Origin of the sequence: Pseudomonas sp. IT-P395, from assembly GCF_949767675.1 — a bacterium.
Taxonomy (GTDB): Bacteria; Pseudomonadota; Gammaproteobacteria; order Pseudomonadales; family Pseudomonadaceae; genus Aquipseudomonas.
In genome coordinates this window covers 81,018-104,460 of record NZ_CATKPW010000005.1, presented here as the reverse complement: position 1 = coordinate 104,460, position 23,443 = coordinate 81,018, and the positions used below count along the sequence as shown (strand labels likewise).

The 23,443-nt window shown below is 59.8% G+C and carries 18 protein-coding genes and 1 pseudogene; 8 read left to right on the top strand and 11 right to left on the bottom strand.

Translation table 11 applies throughout. The features are described 5' to 3' along the window. Positions 1–101 precede the first annotated feature (101 nt). The gene (locus tag ACM6IN_RS04800) at positions 102–962 is read left to right on the top strand and encodes a MurR/RpiR family transcriptional regulator (RefSeq protein ID WP_171057240.1); all 861 of its coding nucleotides are present in this window, start codon (positions 102–104) and stop codon (positions 960–962) included. A 231-nt stretch (positions 963–1,193) separates the two neighbouring features. On the opposite strand, the gene ACM6IN_RS04795 is transcribed toward ACM6IN_RS04800, so the two are convergent. The 11 genes from ACM6IN_RS04795 to edd all read right to left on the bottom strand — a co-directional run bounded on the left by ACM6IN_RS04795 (position 1,194) and on the right by edd (position 14,916). Beyond that, the gene (locus tag ACM6IN_RS04795; protein WP_007917868.1) at positions 1,194–2,048 is read right to left on the bottom strand and encodes a D-hexose-6-phosphate mutarotase; all 855 of its coding nucleotides are present in this window, start codon (positions 2,046–2,048) and stop codon (positions 1,194–1,196) included. Between the two features lie 113 nt (positions 2,049–2,161). Further along, the gene (locus tag ACM6IN_RS04790) at positions 2,162–3,511 is read right to left on the bottom strand and encodes a carbohydrate porin (RefSeq protein WP_095126181.1); all 1,350 of its coding nucleotides are present in this window, start codon (positions 3,509–3,511) and stop codon (positions 2,162–2,164) included. A gap of 223 nt (positions 3,512–3,734) precedes the next feature. Then, positions 3,735–4,895: an ABC transporter ATP-binding protein gene (locus ACM6IN_RS04785; RefSeq protein WP_414915509.1), complete on the bottom strand. Its 1,161-nt coding sequence runs from the start codon at positions 4,893–4,895 to the stop codon at positions 3,735–3,737. Between the two features lie 2 nt (positions 4,896–4,897). Further along, positions 4,898–5,743, bottom strand: a complete 846-nt coding sequence (locus tag ACM6IN_RS04780) for a carbohydrate ABC transporter permease (RefSeq protein ID WP_007917872.1) — start codon at positions 5,741–5,743, stop codon at positions 4,898–4,900. After that, complete coding sequence (locus ACM6IN_RS04775) at positions 5,736–6,644, bottom strand: carbohydrate ABC transporter permease (RefSeq protein WP_008082808.1); 909 nt, start codon at positions 6,642–6,644, stop codon at positions 5,736–5,738. The genes ACM6IN_RS04780 and ACM6IN_RS04775 overlap by 8 nt, the downstream gene beginning before the upstream one ends. Positions 6,645–6,794: 150 nt before the next feature. Beyond that, a complete protein-coding gene (locus ACM6IN_RS04770; protein WP_007917875.1) occupies positions 6,795–8,096 on the bottom strand; it encodes an ABC transporter substrate-binding protein in 1,302 nt (433 codons plus the stop codon). Positions 8,097–8,226: 130 nt separating this feature from the next. Then, positions 8,227–9,486, bottom strand: a complete 1,260-nt coding sequence (locus ACM6IN_RS04765) for an AGE family epimerase/isomerase (RefSeq protein WP_414915508.1) — start codon at positions 9,484–9,486, stop codon at positions 8,227–8,229. Between the two features lie 308 nt (positions 9,487–9,794). Beyond that, on the bottom strand, positions 9,795–11,264 hold the full coding sequence (locus ACM6IN_RS04760; protein WP_414915507.1) for an ATP-binding protein: 1,470 nt from the start codon (positions 11,262–11,264) through the stop codon (positions 9,795–9,797). Next, the gene (locus ACM6IN_RS04755) at positions 11,254–11,985 is read right to left on the bottom strand and encodes a response regulator (RefSeq protein WP_007917879.1); all 732 of its coding nucleotides are present in this window, start codon (positions 11,983–11,985) and stop codon (positions 11,254–11,256) included. Before ACM6IN_RS04755 ends, ACM6IN_RS04760 begins: the two co-directional genes overlap by 11 nt. 154 nt (positions 11,986–12,139) lie before the next feature. Continuing rightward, positions 12,140–13,093 carry a glucokinase gene (locus ACM6IN_RS04750; protein WP_414915506.1) on the bottom strand — a complete coding sequence of 318 codons (954 nt, stop codon included), beginning with the start codon at positions 13,091–13,093 and terminating at the stop codon, positions 12,140–12,142. Then, positions 13,090–14,916, bottom strand: a complete 1,827-nt coding sequence (edd, locus tag ACM6IN_RS04745; RefSeq protein ID WP_095112266.1) for a phosphogluconate dehydratase — start codon at positions 14,914–14,916, stop codon at positions 13,090–13,092. The genes ACM6IN_RS04750 and edd overlap by 4 nt, the downstream gene beginning before the upstream one ends. 220 nt (positions 14,917–15,136) lie before the next feature. Between edd and gap the strand changes: the two genes are divergently transcribed. From gap to ACM6IN_RS04710, 7 genes and pseudogenes are all read left to right on the top strand, one after another. After that, a complete protein-coding gene (gene gap, locus ACM6IN_RS04740; RefSeq protein WP_007917884.1) occupies positions 15,137–16,138 on the top strand; it encodes a type I glyceraldehyde-3-phosphate dehydrogenase in 1,002 nt (333 codons plus the stop codon). A gap of 187 nt (positions 16,139–16,325) precedes the next feature. After that, positions 16,326–16,844, top strand: a complete 519-nt coding sequence (locus ACM6IN_RS04735) for an RNA polymerase sigma factor (protein WP_007917886.1) — start codon at positions 16,326–16,328, stop codon at positions 16,842–16,844. 125 nt (positions 16,845–16,969) lie between these two features. Next, a complete protein-coding gene (locus ACM6IN_RS04730) occupies positions 16,970–17,935 on the top strand; it encodes a FecR family protein (protein ID WP_007917894.1) in 966 nt (321 codons plus the stop codon). 122 nt (positions 17,936–18,057) lie between these two features. After that, positions 18,058–20,643, top strand: a complete 2,586-nt coding sequence (locus ACM6IN_RS04725; protein ID WP_414893486.1) for a TonB-dependent receptor — start codon at positions 18,058–18,060, stop codon at positions 20,641–20,643. Between the two features lie 111 nt (positions 20,644–20,754). Then, entirely contained in the window at positions 20,755–21,351 is a 597-nt protein-coding gene (locus ACM6IN_RS04720) for a biliverdin-producing heme oxygenase (RefSeq protein WP_414915505.1), read from the top strand. Between the two features lie 153 nt (positions 21,352–21,504). Further along, a complete protein-coding gene (locus ACM6IN_RS04715; RefSeq protein ID WP_401046209.1) occupies positions 21,505–21,894 on the top strand; it encodes a YbaN family protein in 390 nt (129 codons plus the stop codon). Between the two features lie 213 nt (positions 21,895–22,107). Beyond that, positions 22,108–23,340, top strand: a pseudogene (locus ACM6IN_RS04710) (chemotaxis protein); the annotation flags it as partial. Positions 23,341–23,443 lie beyond the last annotated feature (103 nt).

Here is a 23,443-nt window from a genome sequence, read left to right as displayed (position 1 = left end):
CATCAGTAGGATAGGCCACCGTTACGGGCCATATCAAAGGCCCAATTTGCATAGCCCGGCGCACCTTTGCGCAGGTGAATTAGGAATTCCATATGGACCGCGTGCGAAATTTACTGGAACAGATCCAGAGTCGCCTTGAAGACCTGAACAAGGCCGAACGCAAAGTCGCCGAGGTGATCCTGCTCAACCCGCAGCAGGCCACCCGCTTCAGCATCGCCGCCCTCGCCCAGGCGGCCTCGGTGAGCGAACCGACGGTCAACCGTTTCTGCCGTTCGTTCGGTGTCAGCGGCTATCCCGAACTCAAGCTGCAACTGGCGCAGAGCCTGGCCAGCGGCGCGGCGTATGTCAGCCGCGCGGTCGAGGCCGACGACAATCCCGAGGCGTACACGCAGAAGATTTTCGGCAGCGCCATCGCGTCGCTGGACAGTGCTTGCCAGGCGCTCGATCCGAACCTGATCAGCCGCGCCGTCGACCTGTTGATTCAAGCACGACAGATCCACTTCTTCGGCCTCGGCGCTTCGGCGCCGGTGGCGCTGGATGCGCAGCACAAGTTCTTCCGCTTCAACCTCGCCGTCACCGCGCACGCCGATGTGTTGATGCAACGGATGATTGCCTCGGTGGCGCACACCGGTGAGTTGTTCGTGATCATCTCCTACACCGGCCGTACCCGTGAGCTGGTCGAAGTGGCGCGCATTGCTCGCGAGAACGGCGCTTCGGTGTTGGGTTTGACGGCGGAGAATTCGCCGCTGGCCAAGGCGAGTACCTTGAGCCTGAATATTCCGTTGCCGGAAGACACCGACATTTATATGCCGATGACGTCGCGGATCATTCAGTTGACGGTGCTGGATGTGTTGGCGACCGGGATGACCTTGCGTCGCGGAGTGGATTTCCAGCCGCATTTGCGCAAGATCAAAGAGAGCTTGAATGCCAGCCGGTATCCGGTGGGTGACGAGTTCAACTAAGGCGCTAAAAGCGAAAGCCAACCCTCACCCCAGCCCTCTCCCGGAGGGAGAGGGAGCCGACCGAGGTGTCTTGCGCTATACATCGACCTGAAACACTGAGTCGATTATGGATTCACCGACATTCGTTCATGTCGGTGCATCTCTCGAATATCCCCCATTCGCCCCCTCTCCCTCCGGGCGGTCCGACGTTTCGGGAGGGCTAGGGTGAGGGTATCGGTGTACTTGACACTCTCAAGCCGCCGCCCACGCCTGCAAACTCAAATGCGCCTTCTCCCCCGGCGCCAGATGCAGACTGTCCGTCCCGCCCGCCGCCGCTTCCACGCACACGAACTCGGAAATCTCATCCCACGTCACGCCCAACAACGGCCGCGCTCCCGGATGCCACACCACCGTGTCTGCGCTGTCGCCGGTATCAATGCACAACTCACGCTGCCAGGCGTGATCTTTCAACTGCAATTCGCCGTCGTGCTGGAACACCCGCTGACAGCCGCCATCCACCCGCAACTCACCTTCCTGCTGGCAAACCTGGCGATTCAACTGGTCATAACCCTGCGCCCCTTCGAGCCCAGACAGCGCTATCTCACCGACATCGCCAATACGCCAGTAAGCGTGCAAAGCCTGGCTCAACTGGCACGGCATGTCGTCCTGATGCTCGGTGCTCAGGCGTAATTCCATGCGCTCACCCAGATGCGCGTGCAGGTCGACCTGCCAGTCGCACAGCTGCAATTGCCAGTGCAGGCGCACGCCGTCTTCGGCGCTGCTGCTGTCGAGCAACTTCCAGTCGAGCAAGCGCGCCCAACCATGCGATGGCCAGGCGTTTTCGCTCGGATGACGGCCATACCACGGCCAGCACACCGGCACGCCACCGCGAATGGCACCGACATGCGGCCACTTCGCCGCACACCACAACCACGGCTTTTGCCCACGCGGCTGAAAGTGCAGCAACTGCGCGCCCTGACGACTGAACACCGCCTGACACAGCGGGTGATCGATCACCAAGACGTCGCGCATCTGATAGCGCTCCCAGGCGAACACCGGTTGTTCACGCAGGGATTTGAAGAAGCGTTGTAGCGGATGCTCATGCATTGGCCACGGTTCCGAATTCAACTGTCACGGGGATTACTGCCCCTCAAAAAAAAGCGGACAGCCTGGGCTGTCCGCAAATATGCGCACATAGAGAGGAGCTTATCGCAGACGCGTTAGAACGTAGACTGAATTTTCAGGCCAGCGACCAAAGCGTTATCAACTTCATCCACACCACCCGGGTGAGTGATGTACTGCAGGTTCGGACGTACGGTCAGCCAGTTGGTGACGTGGAAGCCGTAGTTGATCTCGTAGTTGTATTCGGTTTCACGAATCGGCGAGAACACCGGATTGTCGTAATCCGACACACCGTTGGAAGCGTTCAGCAGCTCGGCGTTTTTCTTCACGTCATCGTTGACGTGGATACGTGCCGCGCCGATACCGACGTCATCCTTCGGACGCGCGTCGAACGGGCCTTTGTAGACAAACATCACCGACTGGTAGTTGTCGATGAAGTTGGTGTCTTTGTCGTGGAACGTGGCGTTGGCCGCGATGTTCAGACCGCGGGTCGCATCACCGTTGTGGCTGGTGAGTTGCTGCTGCGCGACGAACCAGTAGCCGCTTTTGCTGCTGTGGGTTTTGTACGCGTCGCCAGTAGTAGCAGCGTCAAAACCGTTGACGTCTTCACGAACGTCGTCGGCATCGGCCGTGCTCTTGTAGTAACCGACGCGGTATTCGCCCGGCAGGCTGTTGACCTTCGGCGACCAGACCAACTCAACCGGCAACACAGTACCTTTGGTGCCGCTGCCGCTGAGTTTGAAGCCGTTGCCGTGTTCCAGCTGCGACGGGTTCTGGTTGTACGCACCGATTTGCGCGTAGAGCTCGTCGTTGATGTTGTACTTCACACGGATCGCGGCCTGGCTGACCGGCCAGTTGTACCAGATGTTGGTTGCCCAGTTACCCACTTGCGAACCGCAGAACGCGAGGTTCTGGAAGTCGCACGGGAAGGTGTTGAAGTCTTCGCCTTCGCCGAAGTAACCGGCCTTGACGTCGAGTTTGTTGTCGAAGAACTGGTGCTGAATCCACAACTGGGTCAGACGCACCATGTGGCCACGACCGTAAACTTCTTGCGAGGAGCTCAAGGTGCCGGCACGCGGATCGCCAACGCGGTCGTTGGAGATGTTGTAACCGTTACGGTTGGTCAGCTGGATCTTCGCCTGGGTGTTATCCCAGCCCCAGAGCTTTTGCAGATCGAGTGCCACGCCCAGACCGAACTGGTCAGCGTAACGCGCGGTCTTGTCGTCGTTGTAGCCACCGTTCAGGTTGCCACCGACTTCCCCAACGTAGTCAGCCTTGATGTCGATACCCTGCTCGATCAGCTTGGTACGCTCGCCACCCCAGTCGCCGGTCATCCATTTCGAATCGGAACTGAAGGCATCCGCCGCCATGGCGTTACCGGCCAGCACCAAGGCCGCCGCAGCCGACACTTGGCAGATCAACCGGGCATTGACGTGTTTCTTTTTCATCCCTACATCCTCGTCTTTATTGTTATTAACTGTTTTTATCTAACGCGGTTTACATAAATTGCGATGGATTACAGGCAATCCACCGCGTGCTCCTTTTGGAATCCAATCCCTGTGGGAGCTGGCTTGCCAGCGATGGCGGTGCTTCAGGCGACTTCCATGTTGGATGTGCCGGCCTCATCGCTGGCAAGCCAGCTCCCACATGACCGCATTCCAGCATTGATCTTCAGCGGCCTTTGAATTGCGCCACGTTCGCAGACCGCGCATCGGTCTGTGGTTGCCCGGCAGTGCCGAGGCGCTCGCCAGTCTTGGCATCGAACAACAACACTTTCGACGGATCGAATTGCAGCGTCAGGCTCTCGCCCACCTGCGGTGCCACGTCCGGCGCCAGACGGCAGCAGACTTTGGTTTCATTCAAATTGACGAACACCAAGGTGTCCGGACCGGTCGGCTCGGTGACCTGCACTTCGGCACGAATGCTTGGCAAGCCATTGCCTTCGCCGTTCGACAGAACGATCTGTTCCGGGCGCAGGCCGAGGATCACTTCGCGATCTTCAAGACCAGCATCCTGCATGCTCATCGGCAATTCGCAACGGGCCTGGCCGCTGTCGAGCAGCGCCAGCAGACGACCGTCCTTGCGTTGCAAACGCAGCGGAATGAAGTTCATCGGCGGCGAACCGATGAAGCTCGCGACGAACAGGTTGGCCGGATCGTTGTAGATCTCTTTCGGCGTACCGAACTGCTGAATGATGCCGTCCTTCATTACCGCAACCTTGTCGCCCAGGGTCATCGCTTCGATCTGGTCGTGGGTCACGTAGACCGTGGTGGTTTTCAGGCGCTGGTGCATCAATTTCATTTCGGTGCGCATCTCGACGCGCAGCTTGGCGTCGAGGTTGGACAGTGGTTCGTCGAACAGATAAATCTTCGGTCGACGTGCCAGTGCACGGCCCATCGCCACACGCTGCTGCTGACCACCGGAAAGCTGACCCGGCTTGCGATTGAGCAAGTGTTCGATCTGCAGCAGTTTGGCCACGCGCGCGACTTCTTCATCGATCGCCGCTTGAGGCATCTTGCGAATCTTCAGGCCGAACTCGATGTTCTCGCGCACGCTCATGGTCGGGTACAGCGCGTAAGACTGGAACACCATGGCGATGTCGCGATCCTTCGGGCTCATACCGCTGACGTCCTGATCGCCGATCATGATCGCGCCACCGGTGATGGTTTCCAGACCGGCGATGCAGTTCATCAAGGTCGATTTGCCGCAGCCCGACGGGCCGACGAGGATCAGGAACTCACCGTCCTTGATCGACAGTTCGATGTTCTTCAGGGTGTCCGGCAGGCCGGCACCGTAGGTCTTGTTTACGTTGCGAAGTTCGAGCGTTGCCATGATTACCCCTTGACTGCGCCGGCCGTCAGCCCGCGCACGAAATACTTGCCTGCGACCACATAGACCAGCAGGGTCGGCAGGCCGGCGATCATCGCCGCTGCCATATCAACGTTGTATTCCTTGGCGCCGGTGCTGGTGTTTACCAGGTTGTTCAGCGCTACCGTAATCGGCTGCGAATCACCGCTGGAGAACACCACACCGAACAGGAAGTCGTTCCAGATCTGGGTGAACTGCCAGATCAGGCAGACCATGATGATCGGCGTCGACATCGGCAGAATGATCCGGCGGAAAATCGTAAAGAAACCCGCGCCGTCCAGACGAGCAGCTTTGACCAGCGCATCCGGAATGCTCACGTAGTAGTTACGGAAGAACAGCGTGGTGAACGCCAGACCGTAAACCACGTGGATAAACACCAGACCGGTGGTGGTGCTCGCCAGGCCCATTTTGCCGAGGGTGAACGAGGCCGGCAGCAGCACGGTCTGGAACGGCAGGAAGCAACCGAACAACAGCAGACCGAAGAACAACTGCGAACCACGGAAGCGCCAGAACGACAGCACATAACCGTTCAACGCACCGATGGCGGTGGAGATGATCACGGCCGGAACGGTGATCTTGATCGAGTTCCAGAAGTAACCGTCAACCGTGGCCCAGGCCTTGACCCAGCCGATGCCGCTGACCACGGTCGGCCAGCTCAACAGGTTGCCGGTGCTGATGTCTTCCGGGGTCTTGAAGCTGGTCAGCAACATCACCACCAGCGGCACCAGATAAAGCAGGACAGCGAGGATCAGCACCGCATAGATCGCGATGCGACTCAGGCTGATAGCAGGTTTGGCAGCGAGACTAGTCATTGCGCTTGGTCCTCAGCTCGGAATACAGGTAAGGCACGATGATCGCGAGGATCGCACCGAGCATCAGAATCGCACTGGCCGAACCCATGCCCATCTGGCCGCGACTGAAGGTGAAGGAATACATGAACATCGCCGGCAGGTCAGAGGAATAACCCGGACCACCGGCAGTCATCGCCGCGACCAGGTCGAAGCTCTTGATCGCGATGTGCGCCAGAATCATCACGGCACTGAAGAAAACCGGACGCAGGCTTGGCAGTACGACTTTCCAGTAGATCATCGGCATGCTCGCGCCATCGATCTGTGCAGCACGGATGATCGATTGATCAACGCCACGCAGGCCGGCGAGGAACATCGCCATGATGAAGCCCGAGGCTTGCCACACAGCGGCGATCACCAGGCAATACACCACGCGATCCGGGTCGATCAGCCAGTCGAGACGGAAGCCTTCCCAGCCCCAGTCACGCAACAATTTGTCCAGGCCCATGCCCGGGTTGAGCAGCCATTTCCAGGCAGTACCGGTGACGATCATCGAGAGCGCCATCGGGTACAGGTAAATGGTGCGGATAAAGCCTTCACGACGGATGCGCTGGTCAAGAAACACCGCCAGCAACACGCCGATCACCAGAGTGATACCGATGAACATGCCGCCGAACACCGCGAGGTTTTTGCTCGCGACCCACCAGCGGTCGTTGTCGAACAACCGCGCGTATTGCGCCAGACCGGCCCACTTGTAGTTGGGCAGGAAAGTCGAGGTGGTGAACGACAACACGAACGTCCACAGGATGTAGCCATAGAAGCCTACCAGCACGATGAACATGCTCGGCGCCAGCACCAGTTTGGGTAGCCAGCGCTGCAATGCATCGAACGGCGAGGCCTTGCTGAACACAGCAACAGAACTCATGGGGAAATCCAGTACGAGAGAAAAGGACTACTTGGGCAACTCGCCCCCTTGTAGGAGTGAGCCTGCTCGCGATTGCGGTGTGTCAGTTGATAAATCTGTTACCTGACCAACTGCTATCGCGAGCAGGCTCACTCCTACCGGGGCCAAGCATTACTTGGCGGACTTGATCGCAGCGCCGAGTTTCTTGGCAGTGTCGGCCGGGTCGGCTTTCGGGTCGTTGATGTAGTTGGTCACGACATCAAAGAACGCGCCTTGCACGGCCAGCGTAGTCGCCATGTTGTGCGCCATGCTTGGTTGCAGGCCACCGGACTTGGCGTCCGCGAGGAAGTCCTTGGCAGCAGTCTGTGCGCAGGAGTCGAAGCCGAGCTTGTCCATGTTGTTCAACATGTCGTTGCGAACCGGGATCGAGCCTTTGTTGATGCTGAAGACTTTCTGGAAGTTTTCACCCAGCACGACTTTGGCGATGTCCTGCTGACCGGCCGCAGTGCCGGCGTCTTTCTGCTTGAACACGGCCAGCGAGTCGATGTTGTAGGTGAACGCCTTGTCGGTGCCCGGGAAAGCTACGCACTCGTAGTCTTTGCCCGCGACTTTCTTGGCGGCGGTCCATTCGGACTTGGCCCAGTCACCCATGATCTGCATGCCGGCCTTGCCGTTGATGACCTTGGCTGCTTCCAGGTTCCAGTCCTGACCTTTGCCGTCGGCGTCCATGTAGGTCGCGACTTTCTTCAGCTCGGTCAGCGCCTTGACCATTTCCGGGCCAGTCAGCGCGGCGTTGTCCAGGTCAACCAAGGCTTTCTTGTAACCATCGACACCCATGACCGAGAGCACCACGGCTTCGAACACGGTGCTGTCCTGCCAAGGCTGACCGCCGTGAGCCAGCGGAATGAAGCCCGCAGCCTTCAGCTTGTCGCCAGCGGCATAGAATTCTTCGAGGGTGGTCGGGTTCTTGGTGATCCCGGCTTTCTTGAACACTTCCGGGTTGATCCACAGCCAGTTCACGCGGTGAATATTCACCGGCACGGCCACGTAATCACCGTCGTACTTCACGGTATCGGAGACTTTCTTGTCGAGCAGGCTGTCCCACTTTTCCGACTTGGCGACGTCTTTCAAAACGTCGGTGTCGAGCAGGCCAGTGGATGCCCATTCCTGGATGTCCGGGCCTTTGATCTGGGCAACGCCAGGCGGGTTGCCAGCGACTGCCCGGCTTTTCAGCACGGTCATGGCAGTCGCACCGCCACCACCGGCGACAGCGCCGTCTTTCCAGGTGAAACCGTCTTTTTCGACTTGGGCCTTGAGCACATCAACGGCAGCTTTTTCGCCACCGGACGTCCACCAGTGCACGACTTCGACCGAACCTTTGGATTCGGCAGCGGAAACACTGAGAGGCAGAATTGCGAGCGGGAACAGGGAGGCGACAGAAATGACAGTAGCGAGGCGAGAAATCGCATTCATCTGAGATGTACCTTTCTTGTTGTTATGCATGCAAGTCTGGTGCTTGCGCTGCACAGGATTTTAAACAGGACGTTTCCCTTCGCAGGTAACGAAGGGACGCGCGAATGTCACCGCATGGTTACATGATTAATCACATAGCAACGCTCTGAGACCACTGCGCCAGCGCAGTCGCCATGCTCGGCGACAAGGGTAGACGAGGGATCAGCACGGCTTGCCAGGCATGGTACAGATCGGGTTTGCCCGGCCAGATATCGGCACTTGGCAGGTTTTGCGGATTGAGTTCGTGGTGCCAACTGCCGTCGCAACGGTCGATGAAATTCATTTCGCAGAATTCCCAGAACAGCCGGTACCAGGTTTCGTATTGCGCATCGCCGGTGCGTTTGAGCAAGGCGCTGGCAGCGGCACTGGCCTCGGCGTGGGTCCAGTGCAAGCGGTGGCGGACAACGGCTTTATTGTCCCAGTCGAGGGTGTAGACGATGCCCGGCAGACCATCGACGTCCCAACCGTTGCGGCAATTGTTCTCGAACAGTTTTTGCGCGTCGGTGGCGAGCCAACCGGGCGTCAACATGCCGGCCTGCACCCGCGCCGCTTCGAGGTGCAGCAGCAGCCGCGCCCACTCGAAACCGTGACCCGGTGTGGTGCCGTACGGGCGGAAACCGTCGGCAGGATTGTCGTGGTTGTATTCGCGCAGCGGTTGCCAGTCGCGGTCAAAGTGCTCGATGACCATGTAACCATTGACGGCGGCGTGACCGTGGATCACCCGCTCGACGATGCGTTGCGCACGTACCAGCCAGCGCGGATCTTCAGTGACATCGGCCAGTGCGAGGAACGCCTCGGTCGCGTGCATGTTGCTGTTGGCGCCGCGATAGGCTTCCTCTTCGCTCCAGTCACGATTGAAGAATTCGCGCATGGCGCCCTCTTCCTCGCTCCAGAAATAGGTGTCGATGATGTCGATCGCATCATCCAGCAGCGCCTGGGCGCCGGGACGTTGTGCGACCACCGCAGAGCTGGCCGCCAGTGCGACAAAGGCATGCAGATAGGCGTTCTTGCCGGTGTCGTCGTCGCGGTGTTCGGCGACGGCAAACCAGCCGCCGTGCAACGCATCACGCAACGGCCCGCGCAGGGCGGCGATGCCGTGATCGACCAGTTCGGCAAAACCCGGCAGGCCCTGAATGTGGGCCATGGCGAAGCTGTGGGTCATGCGCGCGGTGTTCATGGTTTCGGCTTGTGCGTTCGCTGGCAGACGGCCGCGTTCGTCGAGGTTGCCGAAGCCTTCAGGCAGTTTTGATGCCTTGGCGAAATCCAGCAGACGCAGGCCTTCGGCGGCGAGCCATTGCTGGTGCGCAGGGGCGTTCAGCCAACTGCTGAAGCCGGGTTGGAAGAGATCCATGGGGGGCCTTTTTTGTTGTTATGACTGCGGGGAGTCTAAACAACGGGTCGGGGTGGGCTTGTAACGAAGGGGGCGGGGTTTGTCACTGAGCGGTGACAAAGAGCCACCCTCACCCCAGCCCTCTCCCGGAGGGAGAGGGAGCCGACCGCGGGGTATTGAAGAGTTACGCCGACCTGAAAGTTTTTCAGCGAATCCATAATCGACACGGTGTTTCAGGTCGATGTATGACGCAAGACAACTCGGTCAGTCCCCTCTCCCTACGGGCGGTCCGACGTTTCGGGAGGGCTAGGGTGAGGGGCTCTTTTGATCTAATCCGCCGAACGCGGCAATTGCAACGTCACCCGCAACCCACCCTCACGCAAATTCTGCAACGTCACCTCCCCGCCATGGCTGTGGGCAATATTGCGCGCAATGCCCAACCCCAAGCCATATCCCTGCTGCTGCCCCGCCAACCGGAAGTGCGGCTCAAACACCTGCTCCAAGCGCTGCTCCGGCACTCCCGGCCCTTCATCATCAACGTGCAAGACAAACGCGCTGTCATCGTCATCGATATGCAGATGTGCGGTCTGCCCATACTTCAACGCGTTGTCGATCAGATTGCCAATGCAACGCTTCAACGCCAAAGGTTTGCCCGGATACGCCGCCAACGCACGACCATGCTGAGTCACCCGGCCGTTGCCGTTCGGCGCCAGGTACGGTTCGACCAGACAATCAAGCACATGGTTGAGATCCACCGGTTCGATGTTCTCGTGGATGTCAGTGTCTTTCACGCATTGCAGCGCGCCTTTGACCAACAACTCCAGCTCATCCAGATCGCGGCCGAATTTGGCTTGCAGCTTTTCGTCTTCCAGCAGTTCGACGCGCAAACGCAAACGGGTGATTGGCGTGCGCAGGTCATGGGAAATAGCGCTGAACAACTGGCTGCGCTCAGTCAGGTAGCGGCTGATGCGCTCGCGCATGGTGTTGAAGGCGCGCCCCACTTCGACCACTTCACTGCCACCACCCTCGGCCACCGGTTCGACGTCGGCCCCCAGCGACAGATCCCGCGCTGCCCGCGCCAGACGCTTGAGCGGCCGGCTCTGCCAGTGCACCAACAGGCCGATGAACAGCAGCAAAAATCCGCTGGTGAGGACGATGAACCACACCTGTTGCGACGGCAGTCCCTGTTCTTCAAGACTGGTGTACGGCTCGGGCAACAGTGAGGCGATGTACAGCCATTCGCCCGGGGCCATTTGAATCTGCGTGACCAGCACGGGTGGATTCACCGGTTCCAGGGTCAGCGCGTAATGCGCCCAGGAACGTGGCAATTCATCCAGCTTCAGCCCGGCGTTGAAGATGCGCAGGTCTTCGGGGCTGACAAAGGTCACCGAGATATCGGTGTCATGGCCCAAGGTCTGGCGCAGCACTTCGTCGACCGCTTTCATCACCGCCGCTTTACGCGGCGTGACCGGCAGTACGTCCATGCCCAGCGGCTTGTCGTTGAGCGTCACGACGAATCGGGTGCCGCCCATGCTGCGCAATTGGTCGAGTACCAACGGCCGATAAGCCACCGGCAACGAGCGGAAATAACTGACGCTGGCGGTCATCGAATGGGCGAGGCTGCGGGCGCTGGTGACCAGACCTTCGAGCTGCGTGGCGCGCAGCTGCGAGACCCAGATCACGCTCGACAAGGTCTGCGCAAACAACACCGCGAGCAACGTCAGCAGCAACATCCGCCCAAGCAGCGAACGCGGTACCGGCACCTTGGCGGCGAGTTTACGCAGCGACTCAGTGAGCATTGCCGGCAACCACGTTGGCTGCCAGTTGGTAGCCGCTGCCGCGCACGGTACGGATCAGCCGTGGCGGTTTCTCGGTGTCGCGCAGACGCTGGCGCAAACGGCTGACGGCCATGTCGACGATGCGATCGAGCGGCATCAGGTCGCGGCCACGGGTGGCGTTGCCGATGGTGTCGCGGTCGAGGATTTCCTGCGGGTGATCGAGGAACAGTTTCAGCAGGGCGAAGTCGGCGCCGGAGAGAATCACTTCTTCGCCGTCGGTGTGAAACAGGCGGTGGCTGACCATGTCTAGGCGCCACTCGTCAAAGGCCAGTACGTCACTGCCGCTGCGCTCCTGACCGAATTGCGCACGCCGCAGCAGAGCTTTGATGCGGGCTTGCAGTTCGCGGGGGCTGAAGGGTTTGCCGAGGTAGTCGTCGGCACCGAGTTCGAGACCGATTACGCGATCGGCTTCATCGGAACTGGCGGTGAGCATGATAATCGGCACCTGCGCCTGACGCGGATGCTGACGCACCCAACGGCACAGGCTGAAGCCGTCTTCGTCGGGCAGCATGACATCGAGGATCACCAGATCGCTCGGCGCCTCGTTGAGGGCCTGACGGAAACTGGCACCGTCGGCGGTGGCCCGCACCTGAAACCCGGCGCGGGTCAGGTAGGTTTCCAGCAACTCGCGTATTTCCTGGTCGTCATCGACCAACAATATCGACTTGTTGACTGAGCTCACTTCGAAGGCATCCTTGTTGTTGGAATTGGGGCGGATTATGCCTGATGAACCGATCGTTCCCACGCTCTGCGTGGGAACGCCTCTGGGGACGCTCCGCGTCCAGTGACGCGGAGCGTCACGGGCTGCATTCCCACGCAGAGCGTGGGAACGATCATCAGCCAGCCTGTTCCAGGGCCACACCCGCGCCCATAAGGCCGGAATACGGCGCTGTCACCAGCCACACCGGAATGCCTTTGAAGTAATCGCTCATGCAACCTTTGTCAGCGAAGCTGCGGGCGAAACCGCTTTCGAGGAAGAAATCGGCGAAGCGTGGAATCACACCGCCGACGATATACACCCCGCCACGCCCGCCCGTGGTCAGCACGTTGTTGCCGGCGACACGGCCGAGCCAGCAGCAGAACTGCTCGAGCACTTCCAGGGCAATCGGATCACCGGCCAAACCAGCTGCCGTAATCGCTTCCGGCGTGTCGAGTGTCGGCTCATGCCCGTCCACTGCGCAAATCGCGCGATAGACTCGCGGCAGACCACCACCGCTCAACGCGGTTTCCGCGCTGACATGGCCGATCTCGTTATAGATGTGCTGCCATAGCTGGGTTTCACGCGGACTGCTCAGCGGCAGATCGACGTGCCCCCCCTCGCCCGGCAACGCCGCGAAACGACCTTCACCGAGATCCAGCAAAGTACCGACGCCAAGGCCGGTGCCCGGGCCAATCACCACCGCCGGACGCAACGGCTCCGGCGTGCCCTCGCAGACCACACGAAATTCGCCCGGCTGCAAACGGGTCATGCCCAGCGCCATCGCCGAGAAGTCGTTGACCAGCAACAACTGCTCGACCTGCAAGGTTTTGCAGAACGCGCTGCGGCTCAGGCGCCAGTGATTGTTGGTGAATTTGAACTCATCACCACTAACGGGACCTGCCACCGACAGGCACACCGAACCGATCGAACCCGGCGCCAGACCGAGCCCGCGCAGATAGAGGCTGATCGCCTCTTCCGGGCTGGCGTGGTCGGCCGTGGCCAGCACTTGAACCGATTGCAGTTGCTGGTTTTTCCACAACGCGAACCGCGCGTTGGTGCCTCCGATGTCACCGACCAAAGCCAGTTTCAATTAAGCGTCTCCAGGGCAGAAGTGAAGGCGCTGGCGCCCTGCTCCGCCGAGCTGAAGGCCATGCGCATGAAGCCGAACAGTTCGCGCCCGCTGCCGATGTTGTTGCCCAACAGGCCTTTGGCGGGTTCGCGCGCTGCAAATTCTGCGGCGTCGACCTTGAGTTCCAAAGTGCCTTTGACGCCATCGACGCGGATGATATCGCCCTCTTGCACGCGCGCCAAAGCGCCACCGACATAAGCTTCCGGGCTGACGTGAATCGCTGCGGGGATTTTCCCCGAGGCGCCGGACATCCGGCCGTCAGTTACCAGGGCGACTTTGAAGCCGCGATCCTGCAGCACGCCGAGGAACGGTGTCATCTTGTGCAACTCCGGCATACCGTTGGAACGCGGGCCCTGGAAGCGCATCACCGCGACGAAATCCTTTTCCAGCAGGCCGGCCTTGAACGCGTCGGCCAGATCTTGTTGATCCTGGAACACCATCGCTGGCGCTTCGACGATCTGGTTTTCCAAAGCAACGGCGGACACCTTCATCACACCGCGACCGAGGTTGCCTTCCATCACCCGCAGACCACCCTCCGCCGAGAATGCACGGGCGACCGGGCGCAGGATATTTTCGTCGAGACTGTCGACCGGACCTTCGCGCCATACCAGTTCGCCGTTATCGAGGAACGGTTCCTTGGTGTATTTGCTCAGGCCGTGGCCAAGCACGGTGTTGACGTCTTCGTGCAGCAGACCGGCGCCAAGCAGTTCGCGGATCAGGAACGACATGCCGCCCGCTGCCTGGAAGTGGTTGATGTCGGCTTTGCCGTTCGGGTAGACGTGGCTCAGGGTCGGCACGACTTCGGAGAGGTCGGCCATGTCCTGCCAGGTCAGTTGAATGCCCGCCGCCATGGCAATGGCCGGCATGTGCAGGGTGTGATTGGTCGAGCCGCCGGTGGCGTGCAGCGCAACAATGGAGTTGACCAGCGACTTCTCGTCGACGATTTCGCCGATCGGCATGAAGTTGCCGTTCTGTTTGGTCAGACGCGTCACTTGGTGCGCGGCTTCGCGGGTCAGCGCATCACGCAGCGGCGTGTTCGGGTTGACGAAAGAAGCGCCCGGCAAGTGCAGGCCCATGACTTCCATCAGCAACTGGTTGGTGTTGGCGGTGCCGTAGAAGGTGCACGTGCCCGGGCTGTGGTAGGACTTCATCTCCGATTCCAGCAGCTCTTCGCGGGTGGCTTTGCCTTCGGCGTACTTCTGCCGCACGTCGGCTTTTTCCTTGTTGGAAATCCCCGAGACCATCGGCCCGCCCGGCACGAAGATCGTCGGCAGGTGACCGAAGCGCAGCGAGCCCATCATCAGGCCCGGGACGATCTTGTCGCAGATGCCGAGCATCAGCGCGCCGTCGAACATGTTGTGCGACAGCGCCACAGCGGTGGACATGGCGATCACTTCGCGGCTCGGCAAGCTCAGTTCCATGCCCGGCTCACCTTGGGTGACGCCGTCGCACATCGCCGGAGTGCCGCCAGCGAACTGGCCGACCGAGCCGATTTCGCGCAAGGCGTTCTTGATCTGTTCCGGGAAGACTTCATACGGCTGGTGCGCCGAGAGCATGTCGTTATACGAAGAAACTATGGCGATGTTCGCCGAGTTCATCATCCGCAGGCTGTGCTTGTCTTCGCTGCCGCAACCGGCCACGCCGTGGGCGAAGTTGGCGCATTGCAGCTTGCCGCGCATCGGCCCGTCAGTGGCGGCGCCGCGAATCAGTGCAAGGTAAGCCTGACGCGTGGCGCGGCTGCGGGCGATAAGCCGTTCGGTGACCTCAAGGACGCGGGGATGCATGTGTAGAACTCCAGGCTAACGGATGTGGCGACCTGATTGTCTATGCTGATCAAACGCCGTTGTTGTTGGAATGACAGACGGCTTTTTTGACCATTCGGACCAGTTGATTCAGGTCACTCGTTGTAGATAAAACAAAATATTGCCACTAAAAAGGCTTGTTTTCTATTTTTATGCGAATAATCTTGTAATTCCAACAACAAAACGACGGCGGCGCTGTTCCATGACTCTTCGAATCGCAATCAATGGTTTTGGCCGCATCGGCCGTAATGTCCTGCGCGCACTGTATACCCAAGGCTATCGACAGGATTTGCAGATCGTCGCCATCAACGATCTGGGCGACAGCTCGATCAATGCTCATCTGCTCAAATACGACACCGTTCACGGCACGTTCGACGCTCAGGTCGAGCATGACAACGAAAGTCTGACCGTCAACGGCGACCGCATTGCGGTCAGCGCGATTCGCAACCCGGCCGAGTTGCCATGGGCGGCGGAAAAGATTGATGTGGTGTTCGAATGCACCGGTCTCTTTACCGATCGCGCCAAAGCGGCCGCGCATATTACTGCCGGCGCGCGCAAAGTGATCATCTCGGCTCCGGCCAAAGGTGCCGACGCCACTGTTGTCTATGGCGTGAACCACGACATTTTGCGCCAGTCGCACCAGATCATCTCCAACGCTTCGTGCACCACCAACTGCCTGGCGCCAGTGGCGCAAGTGCTGCACCGCGAACTGGGGATCGAAAGCGGTCTGATGACCACGATTCATGCCTACACCAACGATCAGAACCTCACCGACGTCTATCACACCGACCCATACCGCGCGCGTTCGGCCACGCAGAACATGATCCCGAGCAAGACCGGCGCCGCTGAAGCGGTAGGCCTGGTGCTGCCGGAACTGGCGGGCAAGCTGACCGGCATGGCCGTGCGCGTGCCGGTGATCAATGTGTCGCTGGTAGATTTGACCGTGCAGTTGAAAAAAGAAGCCAGCGCCGAGGAAGTCAACGCGCTGATGAAATCCGCGAGCCAGCACTCGAAGATTCTCGGCTTCAACACCCTGCCGCTGGTATCCAGCGACTTCAACCATAATCCGCTGTCGTCGATATTCGACGCCAACCACACCAAGTCCAGCGGCAAACTGCTGAAGGTGCTGGCCTGGTACGACAACGAGTGGGGCTTCTCCAACCGCATGCTGGATAACTGCCTGGCGCTGTGTAACGCCGAGTAAGGTTGTCCTGATCCCCTGTAGGAGCTGCCGAAGGCTGCGATCTTTTGATCTGGTTTTTAAGATCAACATCAAAAGATCGCAGCCTTCGGCAGCTCCTACATTTATCTGCGTCGATCACAAAACAATACTTGACCATTCAACTAGATGATAAGCATTATCATTCGCTTGAAATCGATCAGGTCCTCCCGTGAGTCAATCGCGCTTCAACCACGTCTTCCTCACCCAGCGCACCTCGCTGCTGCGTACGCTGGAACGGATGGTCAACAATCACAGCACCGCTGAAGACCTGCTGCAGGAGACCTACCTGCGCGTGACGCGGGCGTTGAGCGAACGGGCCATCGATCACCTCGAACCTTTTGTCTTCCAGACCGCGCGCAATCTGGCGCTGGATCATTTGCGTGCGCGCAAGATCCATTCGCGAACCATGGTCGATGACGTGCCGCAGGATGTCGTGCACAGCGTCGCCGCCCCCGCCAGCAGCGCCGAAGATGCCGCCCACGCCGAACAGATGCTGGAGCGCCTGAACGTGAGCCTCAGTCAACTCAGTCCCCGTCAGCAGCAGATTTTCATCCTCAGCCGTCTGCACGGGAACAGTTATCAGGAAATCGCCGATGAGCTGAATGTATCCCTCAGCACCGTGCAGAAAGAACTGAAGCTGATCATGACCATTTGTATCGGCGTCGCCGAACGTCTGAATGGCGACTGAAGTTGTAGGGCTTTTCTGTAAGTGCCAGGATCGCCTGCACGGATCAGTGGGCTTTGTTACCCTTGCCCGACTTTTACGCTTCACTTAAAAAAACAGCCGTGCGCAGACACTGCCGAGGAAACACCGTGACGGACACCCACCGCTCGCCTTCGCCGGATTCGGTGCAGGACGCTGCCAACGCAATGGACCAGGCTCTGGACTGGCTCATCGTGCTCGGCAGTCCGGACGAGGAGCAGACCCGGCAATTTCATGCCTGGCTGGCGGCCGATCCGTTGAATGCCGAAGCGTTCGCCAAGGCCCAGGCGATCTGGGACGGGCCGCAAATCGCCCAGTGCGCGCAAAGCCTGGCGGCCAAACCTGCGAAGGTCACTTTCCTCAAGCGTCTGCGTCCACACTGGAAACCGCTGGCCACCGCCGCCGTGCTGATCCTCGGTTTGTTCAGTTTCAGTAATCTGCCGATGCGCATTCAGGCCGATCATCTGACCGTGGTCGGCGAGCGCCAGCGCCTGCAACTGGAGGACGGTTCGAAAGTCCTGCTCAATACCAATTCGGCATTTTCCAGCACCATCAACGATCAGCAGCGCGTTGCCCGGTTGTTTCAGGGCGAAGCGTTTTTCGAGATCGCCAGCGGCCGCAGTCAACCGCTGGAAATCGATGCCGGCCCGGTCCGCGCCAGCGTGCGCGATACCGCATTCGCGGTGCGTTATCTCGATGGCGTGGCGCAGGTCAACGTGCAGCGCGGCGATGTCGATCTACAGGCAACGCATAACGACGCTCGCGTACGTCTTAAGGCCGGTGAGAGTATTCGTATCGGCCCCAACGGTTTCGACCGCCCGGCCAAACTCGACGTCAACACTGACCTGGCCTGGGTGCAAGGTCGCTTGGTGTTCGAGAACTGCCCGCTGAATCAGGTGCTGGCCGAATTGCGCCGCTACTATCCAGGCTGGATCATCAACACCAACGAGCAATTGGCCGACGTCGCTGTGACCGGCAATTACCGCCTCGATCAGCCACTCGACGTGGTTCGCTCCCTCGCGCACATCACCTCGGCGCAACTGAAAGAATTCCCCGCCGTGGTCATCCTGAACTAAATGAGAATTATTTTTACTCGATAGCCAACGTCAGTACGTCTCGTTATAGCCAATGCAATTGATTCGCAACACGCGAAGCCAATCAGCCCCTATAAAGATTCGTGCGACACGGAGCGCTATCGATGTCCTCACGCCTTACCCGCCAGACTTCCTCCCCATCCCGCGTCTTGTCGCTGCTGACCGCGGCCATTCTGATGGCCGGCACCGCGCCGCTGATGGCTGCCACCGAGCAACCGACGCGCAACATGGGCGATTACTCGTTCGCCATCGGCCAGCAGCCACTGGTGTCGGCGCTCAACGCCTTCACTGCCGTGACCGGTTGGCAGGTCGGCTTGCCGGCAGAACTGGGTCAGGGCGTGTCGTCGCCGGGCGTGCGTGGCTCGCTGTCCCCGGAAAAAGCCCTTGAGCGCCTGTTGGTGGGGACCAACCTGAGCTTCCGCAAAATCAGCAACAACAACGTAGTGCTGGAAAAGCGCAACGCCAGTGGCACGCTCAATCTGGATCAGGTGACCATCAGCGCCACCCGCCAGGAGCAGTCGGTCAACAGCGTACCGGCCACCGTCACCGTGCAGACCCGTCAGGATCTGGACCGCAACAACGTCAACACCATCAAGGATCTGGTGCGTTACGAGCCGGGTGTTTCCGTGGGCGGCGCCGGTCAGCGTGGCGGTATCAGCGGCTATAACATTCGCGGTATCGATGGCGACCGCATCCTGACCCAGGTTGACGGCGTCGAAGTCCCGGACGGTTTCTTCAACGGTCCGTACGCCAAGACTCAGCGCAATTACGTTGACCCGGAAATCGTCAAACGCGTGGAAATCCTCCGGGGCCCGGCCTCGGTGCTGTACGGCAGCAACGCCATCGGCGGCGCCGTCAGCTATTACACCCTTGATGCCGACGACATCATCAAGCCAGGCAAAGACGTCGGCGCCCGTCTGAAAAGCGGTTACAGCTCGGCCGATGACAGTTGGCTGAAGTCCGCTACCGTTGCCGGCCGCGCCGACCAGTTCGACGGTTTGCTGCACTACAGCCAGCGCGACGGGCACGAGACCGATTCCTACGGCAGCAACAATGGCACCGGCCTTGAGCGCACCGCCGCCAACCCGGAAGACGTCAACGCCTACAACGTACTGGCCAAGATCGGCTGGAACTACAACGAAGATTCGCGTCTGGGTCTGACCTACGAAAAGTACAAGGACGATCGCGACACCGATCAGAAAAGCGCTTACGGCGGCCCGTACTTCAACGGCGCCCCGACTATCCCCGACAGCGTGCTCCCCGGCGGCATGTATCAGTGGCGCACCGGTAACGACACGATCACCCGTGAGCGTTTCGGCATCGAGCACTCGTTCGCCCTCGACAGCCTGCTGGTCGATAACGTGAAGTGGAGCCTCAACCACCAGATCGCCAAAACCGACCAGAGCACCACTGAGTTCTACTACCCGATCACCCGTAAAGTGCTGCGTACTCGCGACACGATTTACGAAGAGAAACAGTGGGTCTTCGACGCGCAGCTGGACAAGGCGTTCGCCCTCGGCGCCACCGATCACGTGCTGACTTACGGCACCACCATCAAGCAACAGAAAGTCACCGGCTCGCGCAGCGGCGACGGCACTTGCCTGGCCGTCGGTCGTGGCTGCACCGCCATCGGCGCGACCAGTACCGCGGACGTGTTGGCCAAAGCCACCGACTTCCCGGACCCGACCATCAACACCTACAGCGTGTTCGCTCAGGATCAGATCAGCTGGAACAACTGGACCTTCCTGCCGGGCCTGCGCTACGACTACACCCAGCTCAAGCCGCACATCACCCAGGAATTCCTCAACACCGTGGCGGCTGACGGCCAAGGCACGGTCAGCGACAAGAACAAGACCTGGCACAAAGTTTCGCCGAAATTCGGCCTGACCTACGCCCTGACCGAAAACTACACCTGGTACGGTCAATACGCCGAAGGCTTCCGCACCCCGACCGCGAAAGCCCTGTACGGCCGCTTCGAAAACACCACCACTGGTTACAGCGTGGCGCCGAATCCCGACCTGGAACCGGAAAAAAGCAAAAGCTATGAAACCGGTCTGCGCGGCAATTTCGAACAAGGTTCGTTCGACGTAGCGGTGTTCTACAACAAGTACCGCGATTTCATTAACGAAGACGCCGTGACCCCGGGCCGCAACGAACTGACCTTCCAGTCGGCCAACATCAAGCACGCCACCATCAAGGGTGCGGAAGTCAAAGGTCGTCTGAATCTGGATGCGTTTGGCGCGCCGCAAGGCCTCTACACCCAAGGCTCGATTGCCTACGCCTACGGTCGCAACAACGACAACGGCGAGCCGATCAACAGCGTCAACCCGCTGACTGGCGTGTTCGGTCTGGGTTACGACCAGGACAACTACGGCGGCCTGCTGAGCTGGACCGTGGTGAAGAAAAAGGATCGCGTCGACGACAGCAACTTCAAGTCGCCCGATGGCGTCAGCAGCCAGTTCAAAACCCCGGGCTTCGGCATTCTTGATCTGGCCGGTTATTACAAAGTCACCGACGACGTCACCGTCAGCGGCGGCATCTACAACCTGACCGACAAGAAATACTGGCTGTGGGATGACGTGCGCGGTTACGACAGCGTCGGCGAAGCGTCGGTGACGCAACCGGCCAACCTCGATCGCCTGACCCAACCGGGTCGCAACTTCGCGATCAATCTGATCTGGGACATCTGATCCGGTCGACCTCACTGCGCGTGTTCAGGCACCGCGCAGTGAGGTTTTTTTACGCTTGCACGTCGCCTTGTTCGTCTCGTTATCAAGCGCCTCTTTTATCAAGGACATGTCATGAGCACATCGGAAAAAGCCCTGCGTTCACAACGCCTGAACCAGATCACCCACGAGCCGCACAGCAAGCTCGACGCCCTGGTCAAAGCCCACGCGCCGTTCGAGACCCGCGCCAATTTCGCCCGTTTCGTCGTCGCGCAGTACCTGTTCCAGTCGGAACTGGTCGACCTGTACAACAACGCTGAACTGACCGCCATCGTGCCTGATCTGCCGGCCCGCTGCCGCGCCGAAGCGGCCAAGGCTGACCTCGCGGACCTGGAAACCGAAGTACCGGCCCCGGTAGCAGGCGCGGTGAAAAACCCGAGCAAGGCTCGTGCTCTGGGCTGGATCTTTGTTTCCGAAGGTTCGAAGCTCGGTGCGGCATTCCTGATCAAACGCGCGGTGGCGCTGGAGCTGAGCGAAACCTTCGGTGCCCGTCACCTGGGTGAGCCTGAAGGTGGCCGTGCCGAAGGCTGGAAAAGCTTCGTGCGCACCCTCGATTCGCTGCATTTCACTGCTGAAGAAGAAGCTGAAGTGGAGCAAGGCGCGATCGACGCGTTCAACCGCTTCACCGTGTTGCTGGAACAGGCTTACGCCACAGAAGCTGAGCCGGCCTGACACAACACACATCCCCCTGTAGGAGCTGCCAAAGGCTGCGATCTTTTGATCTTGAAAACAACATCAAAAGATCGCAGCCTTCGGCAGCTCCTACAGGGGAACTGCGTAAGCCTGTAAGATCTCCATTCCGCTTCAGAAGCCACCGCGTAGCCCATGCCGCAACCCGCCTCCACGAAACTCGCCCGCGTGCTGTTCGGCCTCTTGGCTTACGTCAGCCTTGGCATTGGCCTGATCGCCATCGTCGTGCCCGGCCTGCCGACCACCGAGTTCATCCTTCTTGCCGCCTGGGCCGCGACCCGCAGCTCGCCGCGCCTGAGTGCCTGGCTGGAAAACCATCGCTTGTTCGGACCGATCCTCAGCAATTGGCGCAACGGCAAGATCATCGCGCGCAAGGCCAAAGTCAGCGCGACAGTGAGCATGTTGCTTTGCGCGACGTTAATGCTGGTGATGCTCGATCACGGCTGGCCGGTCTATCTGGCGATTGCCGGGATGAGCCTGGGCAATCTGTGGATCTGGTCGCGTCCGGAATCGATTCCCGCGTGAACCCGCCCCCGTATCCACACTGAAACATCCCTGTAATTAATCGCTTTTTCAGCACTTTCTCCTGCGCAAACGTTTAGCGCTGACCGTCCGTCGGCACGCGCCTCATGCCCTCTGCTTCCACGCCGATGAGCATTGCATGGCGCTGAATGGATTTGGCGAACCGGATAGTTCATATCCGCCTGCCACCCGTTTATTCATTCGCGAGATCGCCCCATGTTCGACTCTCTGTCCATTCGCCTGAAAATCGTTCTGCTCTCCGGCCTGTGCCTGCTCGGTGTGGTTGCGCTGATCGTCGGCATGAACATCTACCAGACCAACCAGAACGACCAACTGGTCAGTGACTCGAGCAATAAATTGCTCACCGCCAGCGTGCAGAATCTGTTGCAAGCCAAAGCCGCCGAGCAAGCCGTGCGGGTGCAGAAAACCTTCGGCGAAAGCCTGACGGTGATCACTGCCCTGGCTGACCAGATCAAGGACATGCGCGTCATGGCCGCCAAGCGTTCGCTGGACGCCGGTGCCTTGCGCGAAGAGTTGAACCTGAGCCTGAAAACCGCTTTTGAGCGCAACGATAAAGTGCTCGGCATCTGGCTCGCTTTCGAACCGAACGCTCTCGACGGCAAGGACAGCGAGTTCGCCAACGATGCTGCGCGCCAGTCCAACGAAGCCGGACGTTTTGCCACGTACTGGAGCCGCGCCGCTGGCGCCTCGCTGAACACGATCATGGTCGAAGAAGACCTGACCAAAACCACCCTCAGCGTCAGCGGCACGCCGTACAACAGCTGGTACACCTGCCCTCGCGATGCCAAGCGCACCTGCCTGCTCGACCCGTATGCCGACACCGTCGGTGGCAAGGAAATGCTCATGACGACCATTTCCGTGCCGTTGATCGTCGACGGCAAGGCCATCGGCGTGGTCGGTGTCGACATCGCCCTCGATGCCCTGCAAGCAGCGGCCGTGGATTCCCAGCGCAACTTGTTCAACAACGCCGGGCACATGCTGATTGTTTCCGGCAGCGGCGTGCTCGGTGCTGACAGTTCCGACGCGAGCAAGGTCGGCAAAAAGATCAGCGACACTCTCGGCGCCGATGGCAAGGACGTACTGCAACTGCTGAGCTCAGGCACACCGAAGATTCTCGAACAGGGCGATCTGATTCGCGCCGTATACCCGGTCGATCCGATCGGTAACTCACGCGCCTGGGGCGTAGTCATCGACCTGCCAAAACAAGTGCTGCTGGCCGATTCGGTCAAGCTGCAAGCGGTACTCGACGATGCTCAGGAAACCGGCGTGATCACCGCGCTGCTGGTCGCCGTGGTTGCCGGTCTGGTCGGCCTGTTGCTGATCTGGCTGACTGCGTCCGGCGTTACTCGCCCGATCAATAGCGTTGCCGAGATGCTGAAGAACATTGCCAGCGGCGAAGGTGATCTGACCCAACGGCTGAACTACAGCAAAAAGGATGAACTGGGCGAACTGGTGAACTGGTTCAACCGTTTCCTCGACAAGCTGCAACCGACCATCGCGCAGATCAAACAGAGCATCACCGAGGCGCGCG

What these genes read in the sequence shown, in the direction of transcription:
- ACM6IN_RS04785 (WP_414915509.1), bottom strand. Translation starts at nt 4,895, where the DNA reads ATGGCAACGCTCGAACTTCGCAACGTAAACAAGACCTACGGTGCCGGC.
- ACM6IN_RS04790 (WP_095126181.1), bottom strand. Translation starts at nt 3,511, where the DNA reads ATGAAAAAGAAACACGTCAATGCCCGGTTGATCTGCCAAGTGTCGGCT.
- ACM6IN_RS04775 (WP_008082808.1), bottom strand. Translation starts at nt 6,644, where the DNA reads ATGAGTTCTGTTGCTGTGTTCAGCAAGGCCTCGCCGTTCGATGCATTG.
- ACM6IN_RS04715 (WP_401046209.1), top strand. Translation starts at nt 21,505, where the DNA reads ATGCCGCAACCCGCCTCCACGAAACTCGCCCGCGTGCTGTTCGGCCTC.
- ACM6IN_RS04780 (WP_007917872.1), bottom strand. Translation starts at nt 5,743, where the DNA reads ATGACTAGTCTCGCTGCCAAACCTGCTATCAGCCTGAGTCGCATCGCG.
- ACM6IN_RS04760 (WP_414915507.1), bottom strand. Translation starts at nt 11,264, where the DNA reads ATGCTCACTGAGTCGCTGCGTAAACTCGCCGCCAAGGTGCCGGTACCG.
- ACM6IN_RS04770 (WP_007917875.1), bottom strand. Translation starts at nt 8,096, where the DNA reads ATGAATGCGATTTCTCGCCTCGCTACTGTCATTTCTGTCGCCTCCCTG.
- ACM6IN_RS04720 (WP_414915505.1), top strand. Translation starts at nt 20,755, where the DNA reads ATGAGCACATCGGAAAAAGCCCTGCGTTCACAACGCCTGAACCAGATC.
- edd (WP_095112266.1), bottom strand. Translation starts at nt 14,916, where the DNA reads ATGCATCCCCGCGTCCTTGAGGTCACCGAACGGCTTATCGCCCGCAGC.
- ACM6IN_RS04765 (WP_414915508.1), bottom strand. Translation starts at nt 9,486, where the DNA reads ATGGATCTCTTCCAACCCGGCTTCAGCAGTTGGCTGAACGCCCCTGCG.
- ACM6IN_RS04725 (WP_414893486.1), top strand. Translation starts at nt 18,058, where the DNA reads ATGTCCTCACGCCTTACCCGCCAGACTTCCTCCCCATCCCGCGTCTTG.
- gap (WP_007917884.1), top strand. Translation starts at nt 15,137, where the DNA reads ATGACTCTTCGAATCGCAATCAATGGTTTTGGCCGCATCGGCCGTAAT.
- ACM6IN_RS04795 (WP_007917868.1), bottom strand. Translation starts at nt 2,048, where the DNA reads ATGCATGAGCATCCGCTACAACGCTTCTTCAAATCCCTGCGTGAACAA.